Genomic DNA, 15,365 nt, shown 5'->3' on the forward strand with positions numbered 1-15,365 from the left:
CCCATGCTACGACAGGGCTGGCCCCATGAACGACGAACCCCGGCCAGGCCGGGGTCCGTGTTTGATCTTCGCCGGCCTTACCTGGCGGCGACGACCTTGGCCATTTCCAGGCACTTGTTCGAGTAGCCCCACTCGTTGTCGTACCACGACACGAGCTTGACGAAGGTGCCATCCAGAGCGATACCGGCGTCGGCATCGAACACCGAGGTGTGGGTTTCACCGACGAAATCGGTGGCCACCACCTTGTCTTCGGTGTAGCCCAAAATGCCCTTCAGCGCGCCTTCGCTCTGCGCCTTCACTTCGGCGCAGATCTCGGCGTAGGTGGCTTCCTTTTCCAGCTCGACGGTCAGGTCGACCACCGACACGTCCGAAGTCGGGACGCGGAAGCTCATGCCGGTCAGCTTCTTGTTCAGTTCCGGGATGACCACGCCGACGGCCTTGGCCGCGCCGGTGGACGAGGGAATGATGTTTTCCAGGATGCCACGGCCACCGCGCCAATCCTTGTTGGACGGGCCATCGACGGTCTTCTGGGTGGCGGTAGCCGCGTGCACGGTGGTCATCAGGCCGCGCTTGATGCCCCACTTGTCGTTGATGACCTTGGCCAGCGGGGCCAGGCAGTTGGTGGTGCACGACGCGTTGGAGATGAACGCCTGGCCCGCGTAGGTCTTGTCATTCACGCCGAACACGAACATCGGCGTATCGTCCTTCGACGGGGCCGACAGGATGACCTTCTTCGCGCCCGCGTCGATGTGCTTCTGCGCGGTTTCCTTGGTCAGGAACAGGCCGGTGGCTTCCAGCACCACGTCGGCGCCGACCTCGTCCCACTTCAGGTTGGCCGGGTCGCGTTCCTGGGTCAGGCGGATCTTCTTGCCGTTGACCAGCAGGTGGTTACCCTGCACCGCCACGTCGGCCTTGAAGCGGCCATGCACGGAGTCGTACTTGAGCATGTACGCCAGGTAGTCCGGCTCCAGCAGATCGTTGATGGCCACGATTTCGATGTCATCGCCGAAGTTCAGCACCGCCGAGCGCAGGACGTTGCGTCCGATGCGACCGAAACCGTTGATACCAACCTTGATTGCCATGTTCACAAGCTCCTGCAGCCGCGACAGGTGCGGCGGGATGGATAGGGCCCCCAAGTCTAGCAAACCGGACCTGACCACCGTAGGCCAGACGCCCCGCCCGCAGGGGCCGCCGGGGGGATTTGATCCGGATCAAAGCGTTAGCGCGGCGTGAGGCCGACACTGGCCCCATCCAACCCGCAACGAGATACCGCCATGCGCAAGACCTTCCCCCTGATCCTGGCCGGCCTGGCCGCCGCTGTCTCGCTGGCCGCCGCCCCGGCCATGGCCCAGTCCAAGGGCGACTGGACCGTATCGGCCGGCGTCCACCAGGTCGCGCCGAAGTCGAACAACGGTTCGCTGGCCGGCGGCACCCTGAAGGTGGACGTGGACAACGACGTCAAGCCGACCATCACCGGTGAATACTTCATCGCCGACAACCTGGGCGTGGAAGTGCTGGCCGCGCTGCCGTTCAAGCACGACATCAACATCAACGGCCTGGGCCGCGTGGGCAGCACCAAGCAGCTGCCGCCGGTGGTCACCCTGCAGTACCACTTCAACAGCAAGGGCAAGGTCTCGCCGTTCGTCGGCGCCGGCGTGAACTACACGACCTTCTTCAGCGAGGACACCACCGGCGCACTGGCCGGCAGCAAGCTGAAGCTGCAGGATTCGTGGGGCCTGGCCGCGCATGCGGGCATCGACTTCGCGATCGGCGAGAAGGGTGCCCTGCGCGTGGACATGCGCTGGATCGACATCGACAGCAAGGTGAAGCTGGACGGCCAGAAGATCGGCACGGTGAACATCGACCCGCTGGTGTATGGCGCGTCGTACGTCTTCAAGTTCTGATCCACAAACCCTCGCAGCATGTTGCCCCGGTGTGTGTGCCGGGGCTTTTTTGCTGCATCGCTGGAACATCGAGCAGCACGAAGCGCCAGGCCAGGCCAGGCCAACAACCTCCCCCCTTGGTCGCCCCCCGGCTACCGTCAACGACAGATGGCGATTGCCCCCAACGCGTCATTCGGGCGCCTGCGTGCCCGGCTAGAATGTGCGCATGAAAGCCCTGCACTCCCTGATCCTCGCTGCCGCCCTCGCCCCGGCCCTGCTGACCCTGTCCGCCCCCGCCCATGCCTGGGGCGCACAAGGCCACCGCCTCGTAGCCGAAGTGGCTGACACCCGCCTCACCCCGACCGCGCGCGCCGAGGTCGACCGCCTGCTCGCCACCGAGCCGGGCGCCACTCTGGCCAGCATCGCGCCGTGGGCCGACCAGCTGCGCGCCAAGGATCCCGGCCTGGGCCGTCGTTCCGCCAGCTGGCACTATGTCAACATCGCCGAAGACGGCTGCCATTACGAACCACCGAAGCACTGCAAGAGCGGCAACTGCATCGTTGAAGCGCTGAAGGCGCAGAGCGCCATCCTCGGCGACCGCAGCCTGACCGATGGCGAGCGCCTGCAGGCACTCAAGTTCGTCGTGCATCTGGTGGGCGACCTGCACCAGCCGATGCATGCCGGTTACGGCCACGACAAGGGGGGCAACGACTTCCAGCTGCAGTTCGGCAACCGCGGTACCAATCTGCATTCGCTGTGGGACAGCGGCATGCTCAACACCCGCAAGCTCGATGACGCTGGCTACCTGCCGGTGCTGCGCGCCCTGCCCGCGCCCAAGCTGGCTAGGCAGTCCAATCCGCAGCGCGACCCGCAGACCTGGGCCGAAGCCAGCTGCCGCATTTCGGTGCAGCCCGGCGTATACCCGGCCTCGCACAAGATCGGCGATGAATACACCGCCCGCTACCGCCCGGTGGCCGAGGCCCAACTGCGGCTGGCGGGTGAAAATCTGGCACAACTGCTGAACCGCGTGCTCGGCACGCACTGAGGAGGTTCCGATGCCGCTCCAGGTCCAGTCCTTCTTCCACGCCGACAGCAACACCTTCAGCTACCTGGTCTTCGATCCAGCCAGCCGGGAGGCCGCGTTGATCGACCCGGTGCTGGACTACGACCCGGACACCGATGCCAGCAGTGACGCGCCGGTGCGCCCGCTGCTGCAGGCCATCGCGCAGCAGCGCCTGCAACTGCGCTGGCTGCTGGAAACCCATGCCCACGCCGACCACGTGTCGGCCGGGCGCCGGTTGAAAGCACGCTTCCCGCAGGCCACCCTGGCCATCGGTGAAGGAATCCGTGCGGTGCAGGCCACCTTCGCCCCGCGCTATGGCCTGCAGCTTGCCGATGAACCACCGGTCTTCGACCACCTGTTCGCCGATGGCGAGACCTTTGCACTGGGCCAGCTGCAGGGTCACATCATCGCGGTGCCCGGCCATACCAGCGACAGCATCGCGTACCTGATCGACGATGCGCTGTTCACCGGCGATTCGCTGTTCATGCCCGACGGGGGCACCGCCCGCTGCGACTTCCCGGGCGGCGATGCCGCGCAGCTGTACCGCTCGATCCAGCGCCTGTTGGCGCTGCCTGATGCCACCCGCGTGTTTGTCTGCCACGACTACGGCCCCGGTGGCCGTGCGTTCGCCAACGAAACCACCATCGGTGCGCAGCGCGCGCACAACATCCACGTGCATGGCGGTGTGGATGAAGCGGCATTCGTCAGCGTCCGTGAGGCGCGCGATGCCACGCTGGCCGAACCGAAGCTGATGCAGCCGGCAGTGAAGGCCAACATCCAGGGCGGGGCCTGACAGCAGCGATGCGGATCTGAAGGGTCAACGCCGCCGGGCATGGCCCGGCGCTACCCCCTTACCGGCCCTGCGTGCGTACCACGTGCTGGCCCTTCACGATCTCGAAGGTGAAGGCGTACTGCAGGGTGACCGCCACCGGCTCGATGCTGTCGGCCCCCTGGCAATCGCTGCGGTCTTTGGGCGCCTTCCCGGGCGCGAAGCGGCAGACCGCCGCTGACGAGTACTTCCACTGCGCCACCGCGTCCTGTGCGGCCTGCAGCAGCGGCCGGTTCTCCGCCACCGCCCCTGCGCTGCATGCGTTGCGGTCGGTCAGCGGGTGGCTGCGTTCAACCCGCCCCTGCGCGTCCACCACCACCTGCAGGCAGACCGTGGTTGGTGGCAGCGAGGTGCGCGGATCGCTCTCGCCCACCACCGGGTCCGGTGCCGCGTACAGCTGCGGCATCCGGTAGCCCTCGCTGGCGGCCAGCGTGTAGGGCTGGATATGCCCCGCCCCACCGCCGGCATCGGGCTGCAGCCGCTGATGGCCAACGCTCTCGTTGCGCGTATCGACGGTGGTCAGCTTTTCCTGGCTGGCACAGCCGGCCAGCAGCACCGCGGCGATGCACAGCGGTGCGCGCTTCAGTCTGGCCGTCACTGCGTCTGGCCACTGGTGGCGTCGGTGTTGTCCATGGCGAAGGTGATCGGAATGCGCAGCTTGGCGGCCACCGGCTTGCCGTCCTTCATCGCCGGCTTGAACGTCCAGCTGCGCGCCGCCGCGATCGACGCGGCCTCGAACACACTGGGGTTGGTCGCACTTTCCACACGCACATCGGTGGCCACGCCTTTCTCATTCACCGCCACGATCAGCTTCACCACACCGGTCTGGCCCTTCTCGAACGCGCCAACGGGGTAGCTCGGCGGTGCCATGTTCTGCACCTGGACCGGCGCGTCCAGCCTGTCCCTGGCGGCATCCGCCTGGGCGTACTGGTAAGGCTCGGCGCTGATCGAGGGTGGCGCCGTCGCCACGCCCTGACTGGCCCAGGCCAGCGCCGCAATACCCATGCACACGCCCACCAGCAACACCTGGCCGGACACCTTCGGCAATGCCTTCCGCTTCGACTGCTTCAACATGGCGATACGCTCCTTCAACACGGGTTGGCTGCGCCAATGGCAGACCGCTGGCGCAACCGGGTGGACCAGCTGCGCCTTCAGCAGCGTGCTGGCATAGAGGCCGCGCAGCGCAGGCTGCGGGCCGATGGTGCGGGCATCGCAGGCCAGTTCCTGGTCGCGCAGGAAGCGGCGTGCGGCCCACGGCAGCAGCGGGTGGAACCAGAACACCGCGCGGACCAGCAGCAGCGCGCCGTTGGCCCAGTGGTCGCCATGGCGGCGATGGCTGCGCTCGTGCTGCAGGATCAGGTTCTGCTCCTGTGTAGTGAACTGCTGATCGAATGCCGGGCCGACCACGATGCGCGGCCGCCACAGGCCAACCAGCGCCGGCAGCCCGGGATCGCCGCTGGCCTGCCAGCTGCCATCGGCACGCGCACGCAGTGGGCCCATGCTGCGTTCGAAACGGCGCTGCGCACGCAGGTCGCGCAGCAGGCAGATGCCTGTCCCCAGCGCCCATGCCAACAGCAACAGCAGGGCCCACGGCAGTGATTGCCCGGTCACTCCATCCACGGCCCCCGGCACCACTTCCAGCGCCACTGTCGGCACGTGCTGCAACACCGCAGCCTGTGGCAATGGCAGCAGCAAGGTCACCAGCAGCAACGGCAGCAGCCACCAGCTGCGATAGGCCAGCCCGGCGCCGCCCAGGCTCACCAGCAGCGGTCGCAGCGCCGCCAGCAGCAGCACGCCCACCGCCAGCCACAGGCTGGCCCGCCACAGTCCGTCGAGCAGCTCAGTCATGGTCCAGCTCCTGGATCAGCTTCTTCAGTTCGGCAATGTCCTGCGCGCTCAGCTGTCCACGTTCACTGAAGTGCGCCACCAGTGGCGCCACGCGTCCCTCGAAGACGCGCCCGATGAAGTCCTGGCTCTGCGCCTCCACCCAGGCCTGGCGCTGCAGCAGCGGCCGATACAGATAGCGCCGTCCATCGCGCTCGGCGGCAATCGCGCCCTTGGTCAGCAGGCGGTTGAGCAGGGTCTTGATGGTCGGCTCGGCCCAGTCGCGATGGGCAAGCGCGGCCACCACCTCATCGGCACTACGCGGTGCGTGCTGCCACAGCACCTCCATCACAACGGCTTCGGCTTCGCTGATCGGGGTCATGGTTTACATCCGTAATCGACAATTTGATTACGCGCGTAATCGACCTCCCTGTCAAGCCCCTCGACTCCGGGTTCATCCCGGCTGCGCCAGCATCGGTTCCTCCCACCCCAGGCTTCGGATGAAAGCGCTGCCCAAGAAGGACTTCCCGGTCGAGCAGGCCCGCCGCTTCCTCGAACCCGGCCCGATCGTGCTGGTCAGCACCGCCTGGCGCGGCCAGCGCAACCTGATGACGATGGGCTGGCACATGGTGATGGGCTTCTCGCCGTCGCTGCTGGCCACCTACATCTGGAACGAGAACCACAGCTTTGCCCTGGCCCGCGACAGCCGGCAGTGCGTGATCAACGTACCCGGCGTGGAGCTGCTCGATACCGTGGTCGACATCGGCAACTGCAGCGGTCGCGAGGTCGACAAGTTCGCCCGGTTCGGGCTCGACGCGCTGCCCGCACGCGAGGTCGGCGCGCCACTGGTCGGGCAATGCCACTCGAACTTCGAATGCCGCTTGTACGACGACAGCCAGGTGGCATCGAACAACCTGTTCATCTGGGAAATCGTGCGCGCACACGTAGCGCCACGGCCGAAGCTGCCGCGCACGGTGCACTACCGCGGCGATGGGCAGTTCATGGTGGCCGGCGCCGAAGTCTCGCGTCGACGGCGGTTCAAGCCCGACATGCTGTAATGCCAGCATTCCCCCACACGCAGGACCGCCCCGCATGACCGAACACCTCACCGACCTGGACGCCGCCGTCGACTGGTTGTTTGCGCGCGTGGAAGGGCCGTTGCGGGTGGGGGCACCGTTGGCACTGGGCAAGCCGCACCGGCTGCTCAATGCGCTGTATACGCGGGTGGAAGGGGATCCATCGCGGCCGCTGCAGCTGTACACCGCGCTGTCGCTGAACCCGCCCAAGGCGCGCGGTGATGGCCTGGAGGCGCGGTTCATGGCGCCGTTCGTGCAGCGTCATTTCGGTGAGGATTTCCCGCGCCTGGCCTACGCCGATGCGATTGCCCGCGATGCGCTGCCGCCGCACGTGGAAGTGGAGGAGTTCTACATGCAGTCCGGTGCGCTGCTCGGCTCGCGCCAGGCGCAGTCCAGCTACACCAGCCTGAACTACACCCATGCCGCCGATGCCGTGGCCCAGCGCGCCCCGCAGGTGATCGTGCAGAAGGTGGCGATGCGCCCGGATGATCGCCGGCTCTCGCTGTCGTGCAACAACGACATCACCCAGGACACGCTGGATGCGATGGCCGCGCGCGGCCTGCCGCGACCGTTGCTGGTGGCCGAGATCGATCCGCAGCTGCCCTATCTGGGTGGCACGGCCACGGTGGATGTGTCCTTCTTCGATCTGGTCATCACCCCGCCACCGCCGTACCCGGCGCTGTTCGGCCTGCCACGGCAGCCGGTGGCCGATGCCGACTACGCCATCGGCCTGTACGCCAGCACCCTGGTGCGCGACGGCGGCACGTTGCAGATCGGCATCGGCACGCTGGCTGACGCCCTCAGCCATGCGCTGGTGCTGCGCCATACCGACAACGCGCGCTACCGCCGCGTACTGAATGCGCTGGACCCGCAGCTGGCCAGCCACCCGCTGGTGCAGGAGATCGGCGGGCTCGATCCCTTCGAAGTGGGCTTGTATGGCTGCAGCGAAATGCTCAACGAGGGCTTCCGGCGGCTGGTGCAGACCGGCGTCATCAAGCGCAAGGTGCACGACGACCTGGCGCTGATGCAGCGCATCGAGAATGGCAGCACACTGTCCATCGACCTTGCCACGCTGGACGCCGAAGGCGAGTACCTGCACGGCGCGTTCTATCTGGGCTCGCCCGAGTTCTACGAATGGCTGCGCACACTGCCCGAGGACGAATGCCGCGCCATCGGCATGCGCCGCATCAGCCAGATCAACCAGCTGTATGGCGGCAACGAGACGCTGGAGCGCCTGCAGCGGCGGCATGCGCGCTTCTTCAATTCCTGCATGATGGCCACCGCACTGGGCGCGGCCGTTTCCGATGCACTGGACGATGGCCGCGTGGTGTCCGGCGTGGGCGGCCAATACAACTTCGTGGCGATGGCCCATGCCCTGCCCGAGGCGCGCAGCGTGCTGATGTTCCGCGCCGCGCGGGATGACAAGGGCCAACGCGCATCGAACGTGCGGTGGAACTACGGGCACACCACCATTGCGCGCCACCTGCGCGACATCTACCTCAACGAGTACGGCATTGCCGATCTGCGCGGGTTGACCGACGAAGACTGCGTGCGGGCGATGACAGCGATCACCGAAGCGCCGTTCCAGGCCGGACTGCTGCAGCAGGCGTATGCCTCGCGCAAGCTGCGCACCGGGCGGCACCCTGACCCAGCGCGCGAACAGCGCAACACCCCGCAGGCATTGGCAGCGGCGCTGGCACCGTTCCGCGCCGATGGCACCCTGCCCGACTACCCGCTGGGCAGCGACTTCAACGAGATCGAGCAGGTGCTGGTAAAGGCGCTGGGCTGGCTGAAATCGCACACGCAGACGCGCGGCGACACCCTGCGCACGCTGTGGGCGGCGCTGCGCCAGCCAGCGGGTGATGGCGACGCGGTGTATCTGCAGCGCATGGGTCTGCAGGCACCGAAGGACCTCGGCGAGCGCGTGAACGCACGGCTGCTGCGCCTGGCGCTGGCCCGCACTGCCTGAAGCAAAAAGGGGACGGAGGGGATTAAGTCGTTTGTGCACAAACGACTTAATCCCCTCCGTCCCCTTTTTGGGGGCGCGGTATCCTGTGACGATGAACGACGATTCCCGTTTCCTGCATGATCTGCAGCAGCGCCAGGCGGCAGGCGAAGACCTGCGTTACCTCTGCTTCTGGGGCCACCAGCCGCCGCGCAGCGGTGTTTCCGCATCGTGTTTCAGCCAGTGGTATGACGCCGGCTTCGAGATTGATGGCGTGCACTACCGCACGGCCGAGCACTACATGATGGCCGGAAAGGCACGCCTGTTCGGCGCCACCGTTCTGCTTGAGAAGATCATCGCCAGCACCACGCCGGACAAGGCCAAGGCACTCGGCCGCCAGATCGAAGGCTTCGATGAAACGCGCTGGGCGCAGGCCCGCTACGACCTGGTGGTGGAAGGCAACACGGCCAAGTTCGCGCAGAACCCAGAACTGGGTGCATTCCTGCGCACGACCGAAGGCCGGGTGCTGGTCGAAGCCAGCCCGGTGGATTTCATCTGGGGCATCGGTCTGGCCAAGGACCACGCCGATGCACACAACCCGGCGCAGTGGCGCGGATTGAACCTGCTGGGGTTTGCATTGATGGACGTGCGCGAGGCGATGTAAAGGGCAATCCACGCATGGCGTGGATCTACTGGCTGGGATACAGACGCCTGATCGGAGGGTGCTCGCGATGTTCTGCCTGCCACAGATCATAGGCCGCCTGCATCGCCAACCACATCCGTGCGTTTCCCAGGCCAGCCAGCTCCAGGCGGTACGCAAGCTCTGCGGAAATGCCAGCATGGCCGTTGATGATCGTCGACAGCTGCCCTCGTGAGTAACCCGGGTGGAGAGCGAGCGCACTGATGGACATGTTGATTGCGGGCAGGATGTCCGTCCTCGCGCAGCGACTGCCAACGAGAAAGGCCGGCTTGCGCCGGCCTTTCGCTTTCCTGCTCTGCAGGGCTGCTTACAGCGCCTTGGCCGCTGCCACCACGTGGTCGGTGGTGATGCCGAAGTGCTTGAACAGCTTGTCGGCCGGGGCCGAGGCACCGAAGGTATCGATACCGATCACCGCACCGTCCAGGCCGACGAACTGGCGCCAGAAACCGGTGACGCCAGCTTCGATCGCCACGCGCTTGCGCACGGCGTTGGGCAGCACCGATTCACGATAGGCGGCGTCCTGGCGCAGGAACACGTCGGTGGACGGCATCGAGACCACGCGGGTCTTCAGGCCGGCTGCATCCAGCTGGGCCTTGGCTTCGGTGGCCAGCGAGACTTCCGAGCCGGTGGCGATCAGGATCACATCCGGGGTACCGGCGGCATCGGCCAGCACGTAGCCACCGCGCTCGATCCGGGCGATCTGCTATGGAGCTGGACGGCAACGGCCGCATCAGCATCCCCGCCAGCCACCGCGGTGCGGTGGCCATCAGGTCGCCCAGGGTGGCATAGACCATCCGGTGGCGGGCCAGCGGCATCCTGCCGGCGAAGGCCTCGCAGACCACGGTCGCTTCGAAATGCACGCCATCGTCGCCACGCACATCGGCGCGCGCGCCCGGCAGGCCGGTTTCGATCAGGTTGCGGATGGTGTCGGCGTCCAACGGGCTTTCCTAATAAAATGAACCCTCATTCTACTTCCGCTGCGTGGCATCCGCATGGCCGAGTCCTCCCTGCCCCCCCGTTCCGTCGATCCTGCCGCCCTGGTCGCCAGCGGCCGCCGCGTGTTCGAGATCGAGCAGCAGGCGCTGCAGGCCGTCGCCAGCGGGCTGGGCGAGGCGTTCCAGAAGGCCTGCCAGGCCATTCTCGGCAGCCACGGCCGGGTGGTCGCCACCGGCATGGGCAAGTCCGGGCATATAGCGCGCAAGATCGCCGCCACCCTGGCCTCCACCGGCACGCCCGCGTTCTACGTGCACCCAGGCGAGGCCGGACACGGCGACCTGGGCATGATCACCGAGGACGACGTGGTGCTGGCCCTGTCCTATTCGGGCGAATCGGACGAAGTGCTGATGCTGCTGCCGGTGCTCAAGCGCCAGGGTAACGTATTGATTTCCATGACCGGCCGGCCGCAGTCCAGCCTGGCCAAGGCCGCCGACGTGCACCTGGACGTCAGCGTGCCGGCCGAGGCCTGCCCGCTGGCGCTTGCACCGACCTCCAGCACCACCGCCTCGCTGGCGATGGGCGATGCGCTGGCCGTAGCGCTGCTCGACGCGCGTGGCTTCACCGCCGACGATTTCGCCCGCTCGCACCCGGCCGGCAGCCTCGGCCGCCGCCTGCTGCTGCACATCACCGACGTGATGCACAGCGGCGAAGAGCTGCCCAAGGTCGATGCCGAGGCCAGCCTCAGCCAGGCGCTGGTGGAAATGAGCCGCAAGCGGCTGGGCATGACCGCCGTGGTCGACGCCCAGGGCGTCCTGATCGGCCTGTTCACCGACGGCGACCTGCGCCGCGCACTGGACACTGAACTGGACGTGCGCACGGCGAAGATCGCCGAGGTGATGACACGCAACCCGCGCACCATCGGGGCCGACCAGCTGGCCGTGGAAGCGGCAAGACTGATGGAAACCCACAAGATCAACGGCCTGATCGTGGTCGATGACCAGGGCCGCGCGGTCGGCGCGCTGAACATTCATGACCTGTTGCGGGCCCGGGTGGTTTAACCGAGAGTCGGTAGACCCCATTCAGACTGTACCCCGCACCCGTCCCAATCGAGCCTGATGCCCTGATGCCCTGGTCCCCCCTGCCCGCCTTCCCCGCCCACCTGCACGCCGCTGCGGCCCGTATCCGCCTGGCCTGCTTCGACGTGGACGGCACCCTCACCGACGGTCGGCTGTACTACGACAAGGACGGCAACGAGAGCAAGGCGTACTTCGTGCAGGATGGTCTGGGTCTGAAACTGCTGCAGCAGCACGGTATCCACCCCGTGCTGATCACCGCGCGCAACAGCCAGTCGGCGCTGCGGCGCGGGGCTGACCTGGGCGTCGACACCCAGATCGCGGTGGGCGACAAGCTCGCCAGCGTGCAGGCCCTGTGTGCCCAGCACGGCATCGGCCTGGACCAGGTGGCCTTCATGGGCGACGACCTGCCGGACCTGGCGCCGCTGGGCGCGGTCGGCCTGGCGGTGGCCCCGGCCAACGCTCACCCGTGGATCGCCGAGCGCGTGCATTGGAAGACCCGCAGCGACGGCGGCCGTGGCGCTGCCCGTGAGCTGTGCGACGTGCTGCTGGCCGCGCAGGGGCACATCGATGCGGTGCTGGCGAGGTTCGGCGCATGAACGCTCCGGCGCTGAACTGGCGCACCGTGCTCGGTATCGGCCTGCTGCTGGCGGCCCTGTTGAGCAGCTGGGCCGCCCTGCGCAACCGCGACAAGGGCCCGGTGCAGGCCGGCCAGGACGTCGGCGTGGATTACATCCTGCATGACTTCCAGATCGTGGCACTGGATGAACAGGGCAAGGAATCGACCACCCTGCGCGCGCCGCTGCTGGAACGCCAGCGCGGCGACCAGACCATCACCATCACCACCCCGCTGTTCGAGATGCCCGACAAGGACGGCCAGCACTGGACCCTGCGCTCGCAGACCGGCTGGCTCAGCGCCAAGGGCGACCAGATGAAGCTGCGCGGTGACGTTTCCGGCGACAGCCCGGCCGCCCCCGGCGTGGTGCCCACCACCTTCCGCACCGACCATCTGGACGTGTTCCCGAAGGAAAGCCGCGCCCGCACCGATGCACGGGTCACCATGACCCGCCCGGGCATGGAACAGTCCGGCGTCGGGTTCGAGGTGGATTCGAAGAACAACACGTATCATTTCCTCAGCCAGTCCAAGGGCCGCTACACGCCCCAACGCTGATTCCGCCGCTGGCCTGCGACGTCGACAATGCGACTGGCGCAGGGCCGCAGCCCCCACCCGCCGCCCGGCCTGACCGGGCAGCCTCACCGGTAGAACGGACCCCGATGAAGATTCCCTTTGCTGCCGTGCTCGCCCTTGGTCTCCTGGTCCCCGCCTTCGCGCAGGCCAAGTCCACCGACCGCAACGAGCCCATGAACATCGATGCCGGCGCACAGGCCGGCAACCTCACCGGCGACGGCAAGACCACGCTGTCGCAGGGGGTCGTCATCACCCAGGGCTCGCTGGACCTGCGTTCGTCCGAAGCCGAGATCTACATGAAGGACGGCGAGGCCGTGCGTGCCGTGTTCACCGGCAAGCAGGCCAAGATGAAGCAGCAGCTCGATGACGGCACCTGGATGGACGCGGTGGCCGACAAGATCGACTACGACATCAAGAGCGAGATCATCACCCTCACCGGCAACTACAAGGTGACCAGCGCGCGCGGCACCAACGCCGGCCAGCGCATGGTCTACAACACCCGTACCGGCGAAATGAATTCCGGTGGCGACGGCAGCCGCGTGCGTACCGTCATTCCGCCCAAGAACAAGACGCCTGCAGCGCCGGCGGCCGGGAGCAGGAAGTAATGCTTGTCGCCAAGGGCCTGCGCAAGAAGTACAAGCAGCGCGAAGTCGTCAAGGACTTCGGGCTGACCCTCGATGCCGGTGAAGTGGTCGGCCTGCTCGGCCCCAACGGCGCCGGCAAGACCACCTGCTTCTACATGATCGTGGGCCTGGTCGAAGCCGATGCCGGCAGCATCGTGCTGGACGGCCAGGACATCACCGGCGACCCGATGTACACGCGCGCCAAGCAGGGCGTAGGCTACCTGCCGCAGGAACCGTCGGTGTTCCGCAAGCTGACCGTGGCCGACAACCTGCGCCTGGTGCTGGAACTGCGCGACGACCTGGATGCGGCCGGCCGCGAACGCGAGCTCAACAGCCTGCTGGACGAACTGCAGCTGGGCCACGTGGCCGACCAGCTTGGCGCCAGCCTGTCCGGTGGCGAACGCCGCCGCTGCGAGATCGCCCGCGCACTGGCCGCCAAGCCGCGCCTGATCCTGCTCGACGAACCCTTTGCCGGCGTCGATCCGATCTCGGTCGGCGAGATCCAGCGCATCGTCACCCACCTCAAGCAGCGCGGCATCGGTGTGCTCATCACCGACCACAACGTGCGCGAAACCTTGGGAATCTGCGACCGCGCGTATATCCTCGCTGAGGGCACCGTACTGGCCCAGGGCTCGCCGGAGGCGATCCTGGACAACGCCGACGTCCGTCGCGTCTACCTTGGAGATTCCTTCAAGCTGTGACCGCGGCCGCCGGGCCCATCCCCTCCGTTCCGGCACAGGCATGAAGACTCGGCTGCAGACATCGTTGGGACAGCAGCTGGTGCTGACACCACAGCTGCAGCAGGCGATCAAGCTGCTGCAGATGTCCACCACCGAGCTGGAGCTGGAAATCGCCCAGGCGGTGGAAAGCAACCCGCTGCTGGACTGGGATGACAGCAGCGACGGCGATGACGCCAGCGGCGGCGCCCCCGGCGCCGACAGCGATGCGCCGCCCGAACCGGCCGCGTCCAGCAGCGACGACTGGGCCCCGGCCGAGCTGGACTGGAACAACCCTGGCAGCAGCGGCAGTTTCGACGACGATGAAGACACCGGCAGCGCCGCCGAGCGGGTGGCCGAAGTGGAGACCCTGGCCGACCACCTGCTGTGGCAGCTGCACCTGTCGCACCTGTCTATGCGCGACCGCAGCATCGGTGCCGCGCTGATCGATGCGCTGGAAGAAGACGGCTACCTGCGCGAGCCGTTGGCGACCATCGCCGAGACCCTGCTGCCGGCCATCCATGCCGGTGAAGACGAGATCCTGACGGTGCTGCACCAGGTGCAGCGCTTCGACCCGGTGGGCGTGGCAGCGCGCAGCCTGGGCGAATGCCTGCAGTTGCAGATTGACGTGCTGCCCGCCGACACGCCCGGCCTGGCGCTGGCCCGGCAGGTGGCCGCCGGCCCGCTGGAGCGCCTGCCGCGCAGCGGCGTGGCCGGCCTGGCCCAGGAACTGAAGCGGCCGCTGGCCGAGGTCGAGACAGCAGTCGCCCTGCTGCGCTCGCTGGACCCCCGCCCCGGCACCCAGATCGCGCCGCTGGCACAGGACACCTATGTGGTGCCGGACGTTGTGGTGTGGCGACAGAACGGGCTCTGGCGCGCCGCACTGGCCGCCCATGCCGGGCCCAGAGTGGTCATCCACCGTGGCTACGAACAGATGATCCGCCGCTGTGGCGAGGCCGACGCCGGTTACCTGCGTGCCCAGCTGCAGGAAGCGCGCTGGCTGCTCAAGGGCCTGCAGGCGCGCGGTGAAACCCTGCTGCGGGTGGTACGCAGCCTGATCCAGCAGCAGGCCGGCTTCCTGGAATTCGGTGAACAGGCGCTGCGCCCGCTTACCCTGCGCGAAGTTGCCGCCGAGCTGGGCCTGCACGAATCCACCGTCTCGCGGGCGATTGCCCGCAAGCACGTGCGTACGCCGCGCGGCACCCTGCCATTGCGCGCGTTCTTCGCCTCGGGCATCGACACAGAAGGCGGTGGCGAAGCCTCCAGCACCGCCATCCAGGCGATGATCCGCCGCCTGATCGATGACGAAAACCCACGCAAGCCGCTTTCTGACGCCAAGCTGGCTGACCTGCTGAAAACGTCGGGAATCCCAGTAGCGCGGCGCACCGTGGCGAAGTATCGTGAAGCCATGAACATCTCCGCCTCGCACGAAAGGGTCAGAATCGCTTGACGCGCCTTCCCGGTGTGCAGCAACCAGGCGGCCGGCACCAACACGCTGTCTGCCACCA

The 15,365-nt window shown here is 67.2% G+C and carries 17 protein-coding genes and 2 pseudogenes; 12 read left to right on the forward strand and 7 right to left on the reverse strand.

What is annotated here, in order from left to right:
* Positions 1-77: 77 nt before the first annotated feature.
* Positions 78-1,082, reverse strand: coding sequence for a type I glyceraldehyde-3-phosphate dehydrogenase (gene gap, locus ACQKDV_RS06560; RefSeq protein ID WP_427782958.1), 1,005 nt, complete (start codon positions 1,080-1,082; stop codon positions 78-80).
* 192 nt (positions 1,083-1,274) lie between these two features.
* Here gap and ACQKDV_RS06565 point away from each other — a divergent pair, with 192 nt between their 5' ends.
* The 3 genes from ACQKDV_RS06565 (at position 1,275) to ACQKDV_RS06575 (ending at position 3,739) form a co-directional block, all read left to right on the forward strand.
* Positions 1,275-1,904: an OmpW/AlkL family protein gene (locus ACQKDV_RS06565; RefSeq protein WP_427782959.1), complete on the forward strand. Its 630-nt coding sequence runs from the start codon at positions 1,275-1,277 to the stop codon at positions 1,902-1,904.
* A gap of 205 nt (positions 1,905-2,109) precedes the next feature.
* A complete protein-coding gene (locus ACQKDV_RS06570) occupies positions 2,110-2,928 on the forward strand; it encodes a S1/P1 nuclease (protein ID WP_427782960.1) in 819 nt (272 codons plus the stop codon).
* 10 nt (positions 2,929-2,938) lie between these two features.
* Positions 2,939-3,739, forward strand: a complete 801-nt coding sequence (locus ACQKDV_RS06575) for an MBL fold metallo-hydrolase (RefSeq protein ID WP_427782961.1) — start codon at positions 2,939-2,941, stop codon at positions 3,737-3,739.
* A gap of 58 nt (positions 3,740-3,797) precedes the next feature.
* Here ACQKDV_RS06575 and ACQKDV_RS06580 read toward each other — a convergent pair whose 3' ends face one another.
* The 3 genes from ACQKDV_RS06580 to ACQKDV_RS06590 are packed head-to-tail and all read right to left on the reverse strand — an operon-like array spanning position 3,798 to position 5,981.
* Positions 3,798-4,361 carry a hypothetical protein gene (locus ACQKDV_RS06580; RefSeq protein ID WP_427782973.1) on the reverse strand — a complete coding sequence of 188 codons (564 nt, stop codon included), beginning with the start codon at positions 4,359-4,361 and terminating at the stop codon, positions 3,798-3,800.
* Positions 4,362-4,369: 8 nt separating this feature from the next.
* On the reverse strand, positions 4,370-5,623 hold the full coding sequence (locus tag ACQKDV_RS06585) for a M56 family metallopeptidase (RefSeq protein WP_427782962.1): 1,254 nt from the start codon (positions 5,621-5,623) through the stop codon (positions 4,370-4,372).
* On the reverse strand, positions 5,616-5,981 hold the full coding sequence (locus ACQKDV_RS06590; protein WP_427782963.1) for a BlaI/MecI/CopY family transcriptional regulator: 366 nt from the start codon (positions 5,979-5,981) through the stop codon (positions 5,616-5,618). Before ACQKDV_RS06590 ends, ACQKDV_RS06585 begins: the two co-directional genes overlap by 8 nt.
* A gap of 118 nt (positions 5,982-6,099) precedes the next feature.
* Here ACQKDV_RS06590 and ACQKDV_RS06595 point away from each other — a divergent pair, with 118 nt between their 5' ends.
* From ACQKDV_RS06595 to ACQKDV_RS06605, 3 genes are all read left to right on the forward strand, one after another.
* Positions 6,100-6,657, forward strand: coding sequence for a flavin reductase family protein (locus tag ACQKDV_RS06595; RefSeq protein WP_427782964.1), 558 nt, complete (start codon positions 6,100-6,102; stop codon positions 6,655-6,657).
* Positions 6,658-6,691: 34 nt separating this feature from the next.
* A complete protein-coding gene (locus ACQKDV_RS06600) occupies positions 6,692-8,644 on the forward strand; it encodes an acetyl-CoA hydrolase/transferase C-terminal domain-containing protein (RefSeq protein WP_427782965.1) in 1,953 nt (650 codons plus the stop codon).
* Positions 8,645-8,735: 91 nt separating this feature from the next.
* Positions 8,736-9,284 (forward strand): NADAR family protein, encoded by a 549-nt coding sequence (locus tag ACQKDV_RS06605; RefSeq protein ID WP_427782966.1) that lies wholly within the window; start codon positions 8,736-8,738, stop codon positions 9,282-9,284.
* Positions 9,285-9,309: 25 nt separating this feature from the next.
* On the opposite strand, the gene ACQKDV_RS06610 is transcribed toward ACQKDV_RS06605, so the two are convergent.
* The 3 genes and pseudogenes from ACQKDV_RS06610 to ACQKDV_RS06620 all read right to left on the reverse strand — a co-directional run.
* Positions 9,310-9,621, reverse strand: coding sequence for a HigA family addiction module antitoxin (locus ACQKDV_RS06610; RefSeq protein WP_427782974.1), 312 nt, complete (start codon positions 9,619-9,621; stop codon positions 9,310-9,312).
* A gap of 6 nt (positions 9,622-9,627) precedes the next feature.
* Positions 9,628-10,023, reverse strand: a pseudogene (locus ACQKDV_RS06615) (transketolase-like TK C-terminal-containing protein); the annotation flags it as partial.
* 19 nt (positions 10,024-10,042) lie between these two features.
* A pseudogene (locus ACQKDV_RS06620) lies at positions 10,043-10,258 on the reverse strand (BolA family protein); the annotation flags it as partial.
* 54 nt (positions 10,259-10,312) lie between these two features.
* Between ACQKDV_RS06620 and ACQKDV_RS06625 the strand changes: the two are divergent.
* The 6 genes from ACQKDV_RS06625 to ACQKDV_RS06650 all read left to right on the forward strand — a co-directional run bounded on the left by ACQKDV_RS06625 (position 10,313) and on the right by ACQKDV_RS06650 (position 15,307).
* Positions 10,313-11,314 (forward strand): KpsF/GutQ family sugar-phosphate isomerase, encoded by a 1,002-nt coding sequence (locus ACQKDV_RS06625; protein ID WP_427782967.1) that lies wholly within the window; start codon positions 10,313-10,315, stop codon positions 11,312-11,314.
* 65 nt (positions 11,315-11,379) lie between these two features.
* Positions 11,380-11,928 (forward strand): KdsC family phosphatase, encoded by a 549-nt coding sequence (locus tag ACQKDV_RS06630; protein WP_427782968.1) that lies wholly within the window; start codon positions 11,380-11,382, stop codon positions 11,926-11,928.
* Positions 11,925-12,500 carry an LPS export ABC transporter periplasmic protein LptC gene (gene lptC / locus ACQKDV_RS06635; RefSeq protein ID WP_427782969.1) on the forward strand — a complete coding sequence of 192 codons (576 nt, stop codon included), beginning with the start codon at positions 11,925-11,927 and terminating at the stop codon, positions 12,498-12,500. The genes ACQKDV_RS06630 and lptC overlap by 4 nt, the downstream gene beginning before the upstream one ends.
* A 104-nt stretch (positions 12,501-12,604) precedes the next feature.
* Entirely contained in the window at positions 12,605-13,123 is a 519-nt protein-coding gene (gene lptA, locus ACQKDV_RS06640) for a lipopolysaccharide transport periplasmic protein LptA (protein WP_427782970.1), read from the forward strand.
* Positions 13,123-13,842 carry an LPS export ABC transporter ATP-binding protein gene (lptB, locus tag ACQKDV_RS06645; protein WP_427782971.1) on the forward strand — a complete coding sequence of 240 codons (720 nt, stop codon included), beginning with the start codon at positions 13,123-13,125 and terminating at the stop codon, positions 13,840-13,842. The genes lptA and lptB overlap by 1 nt, the downstream gene beginning before the upstream one ends.
* Positions 13,843-13,882: 40 nt before the next feature.
* Positions 13,883-15,307, forward strand: a complete 1,425-nt coding sequence (locus ACQKDV_RS06650) for an RNA polymerase factor sigma-54 (protein WP_427782972.1) — start codon at positions 13,883-13,885, stop codon at positions 15,305-15,307.
* Positions 15,308-15,365: the final 58 nt, after the last annotated feature.

Source organism: Stenotrophomonas sp. NPDC077659, assembly GCF_050268705.1.
GTDB lineage: Bacteria > Pseudomonadota > Gammaproteobacteria > Xanthomonadales > Xanthomonadaceae > Stenotrophomonas.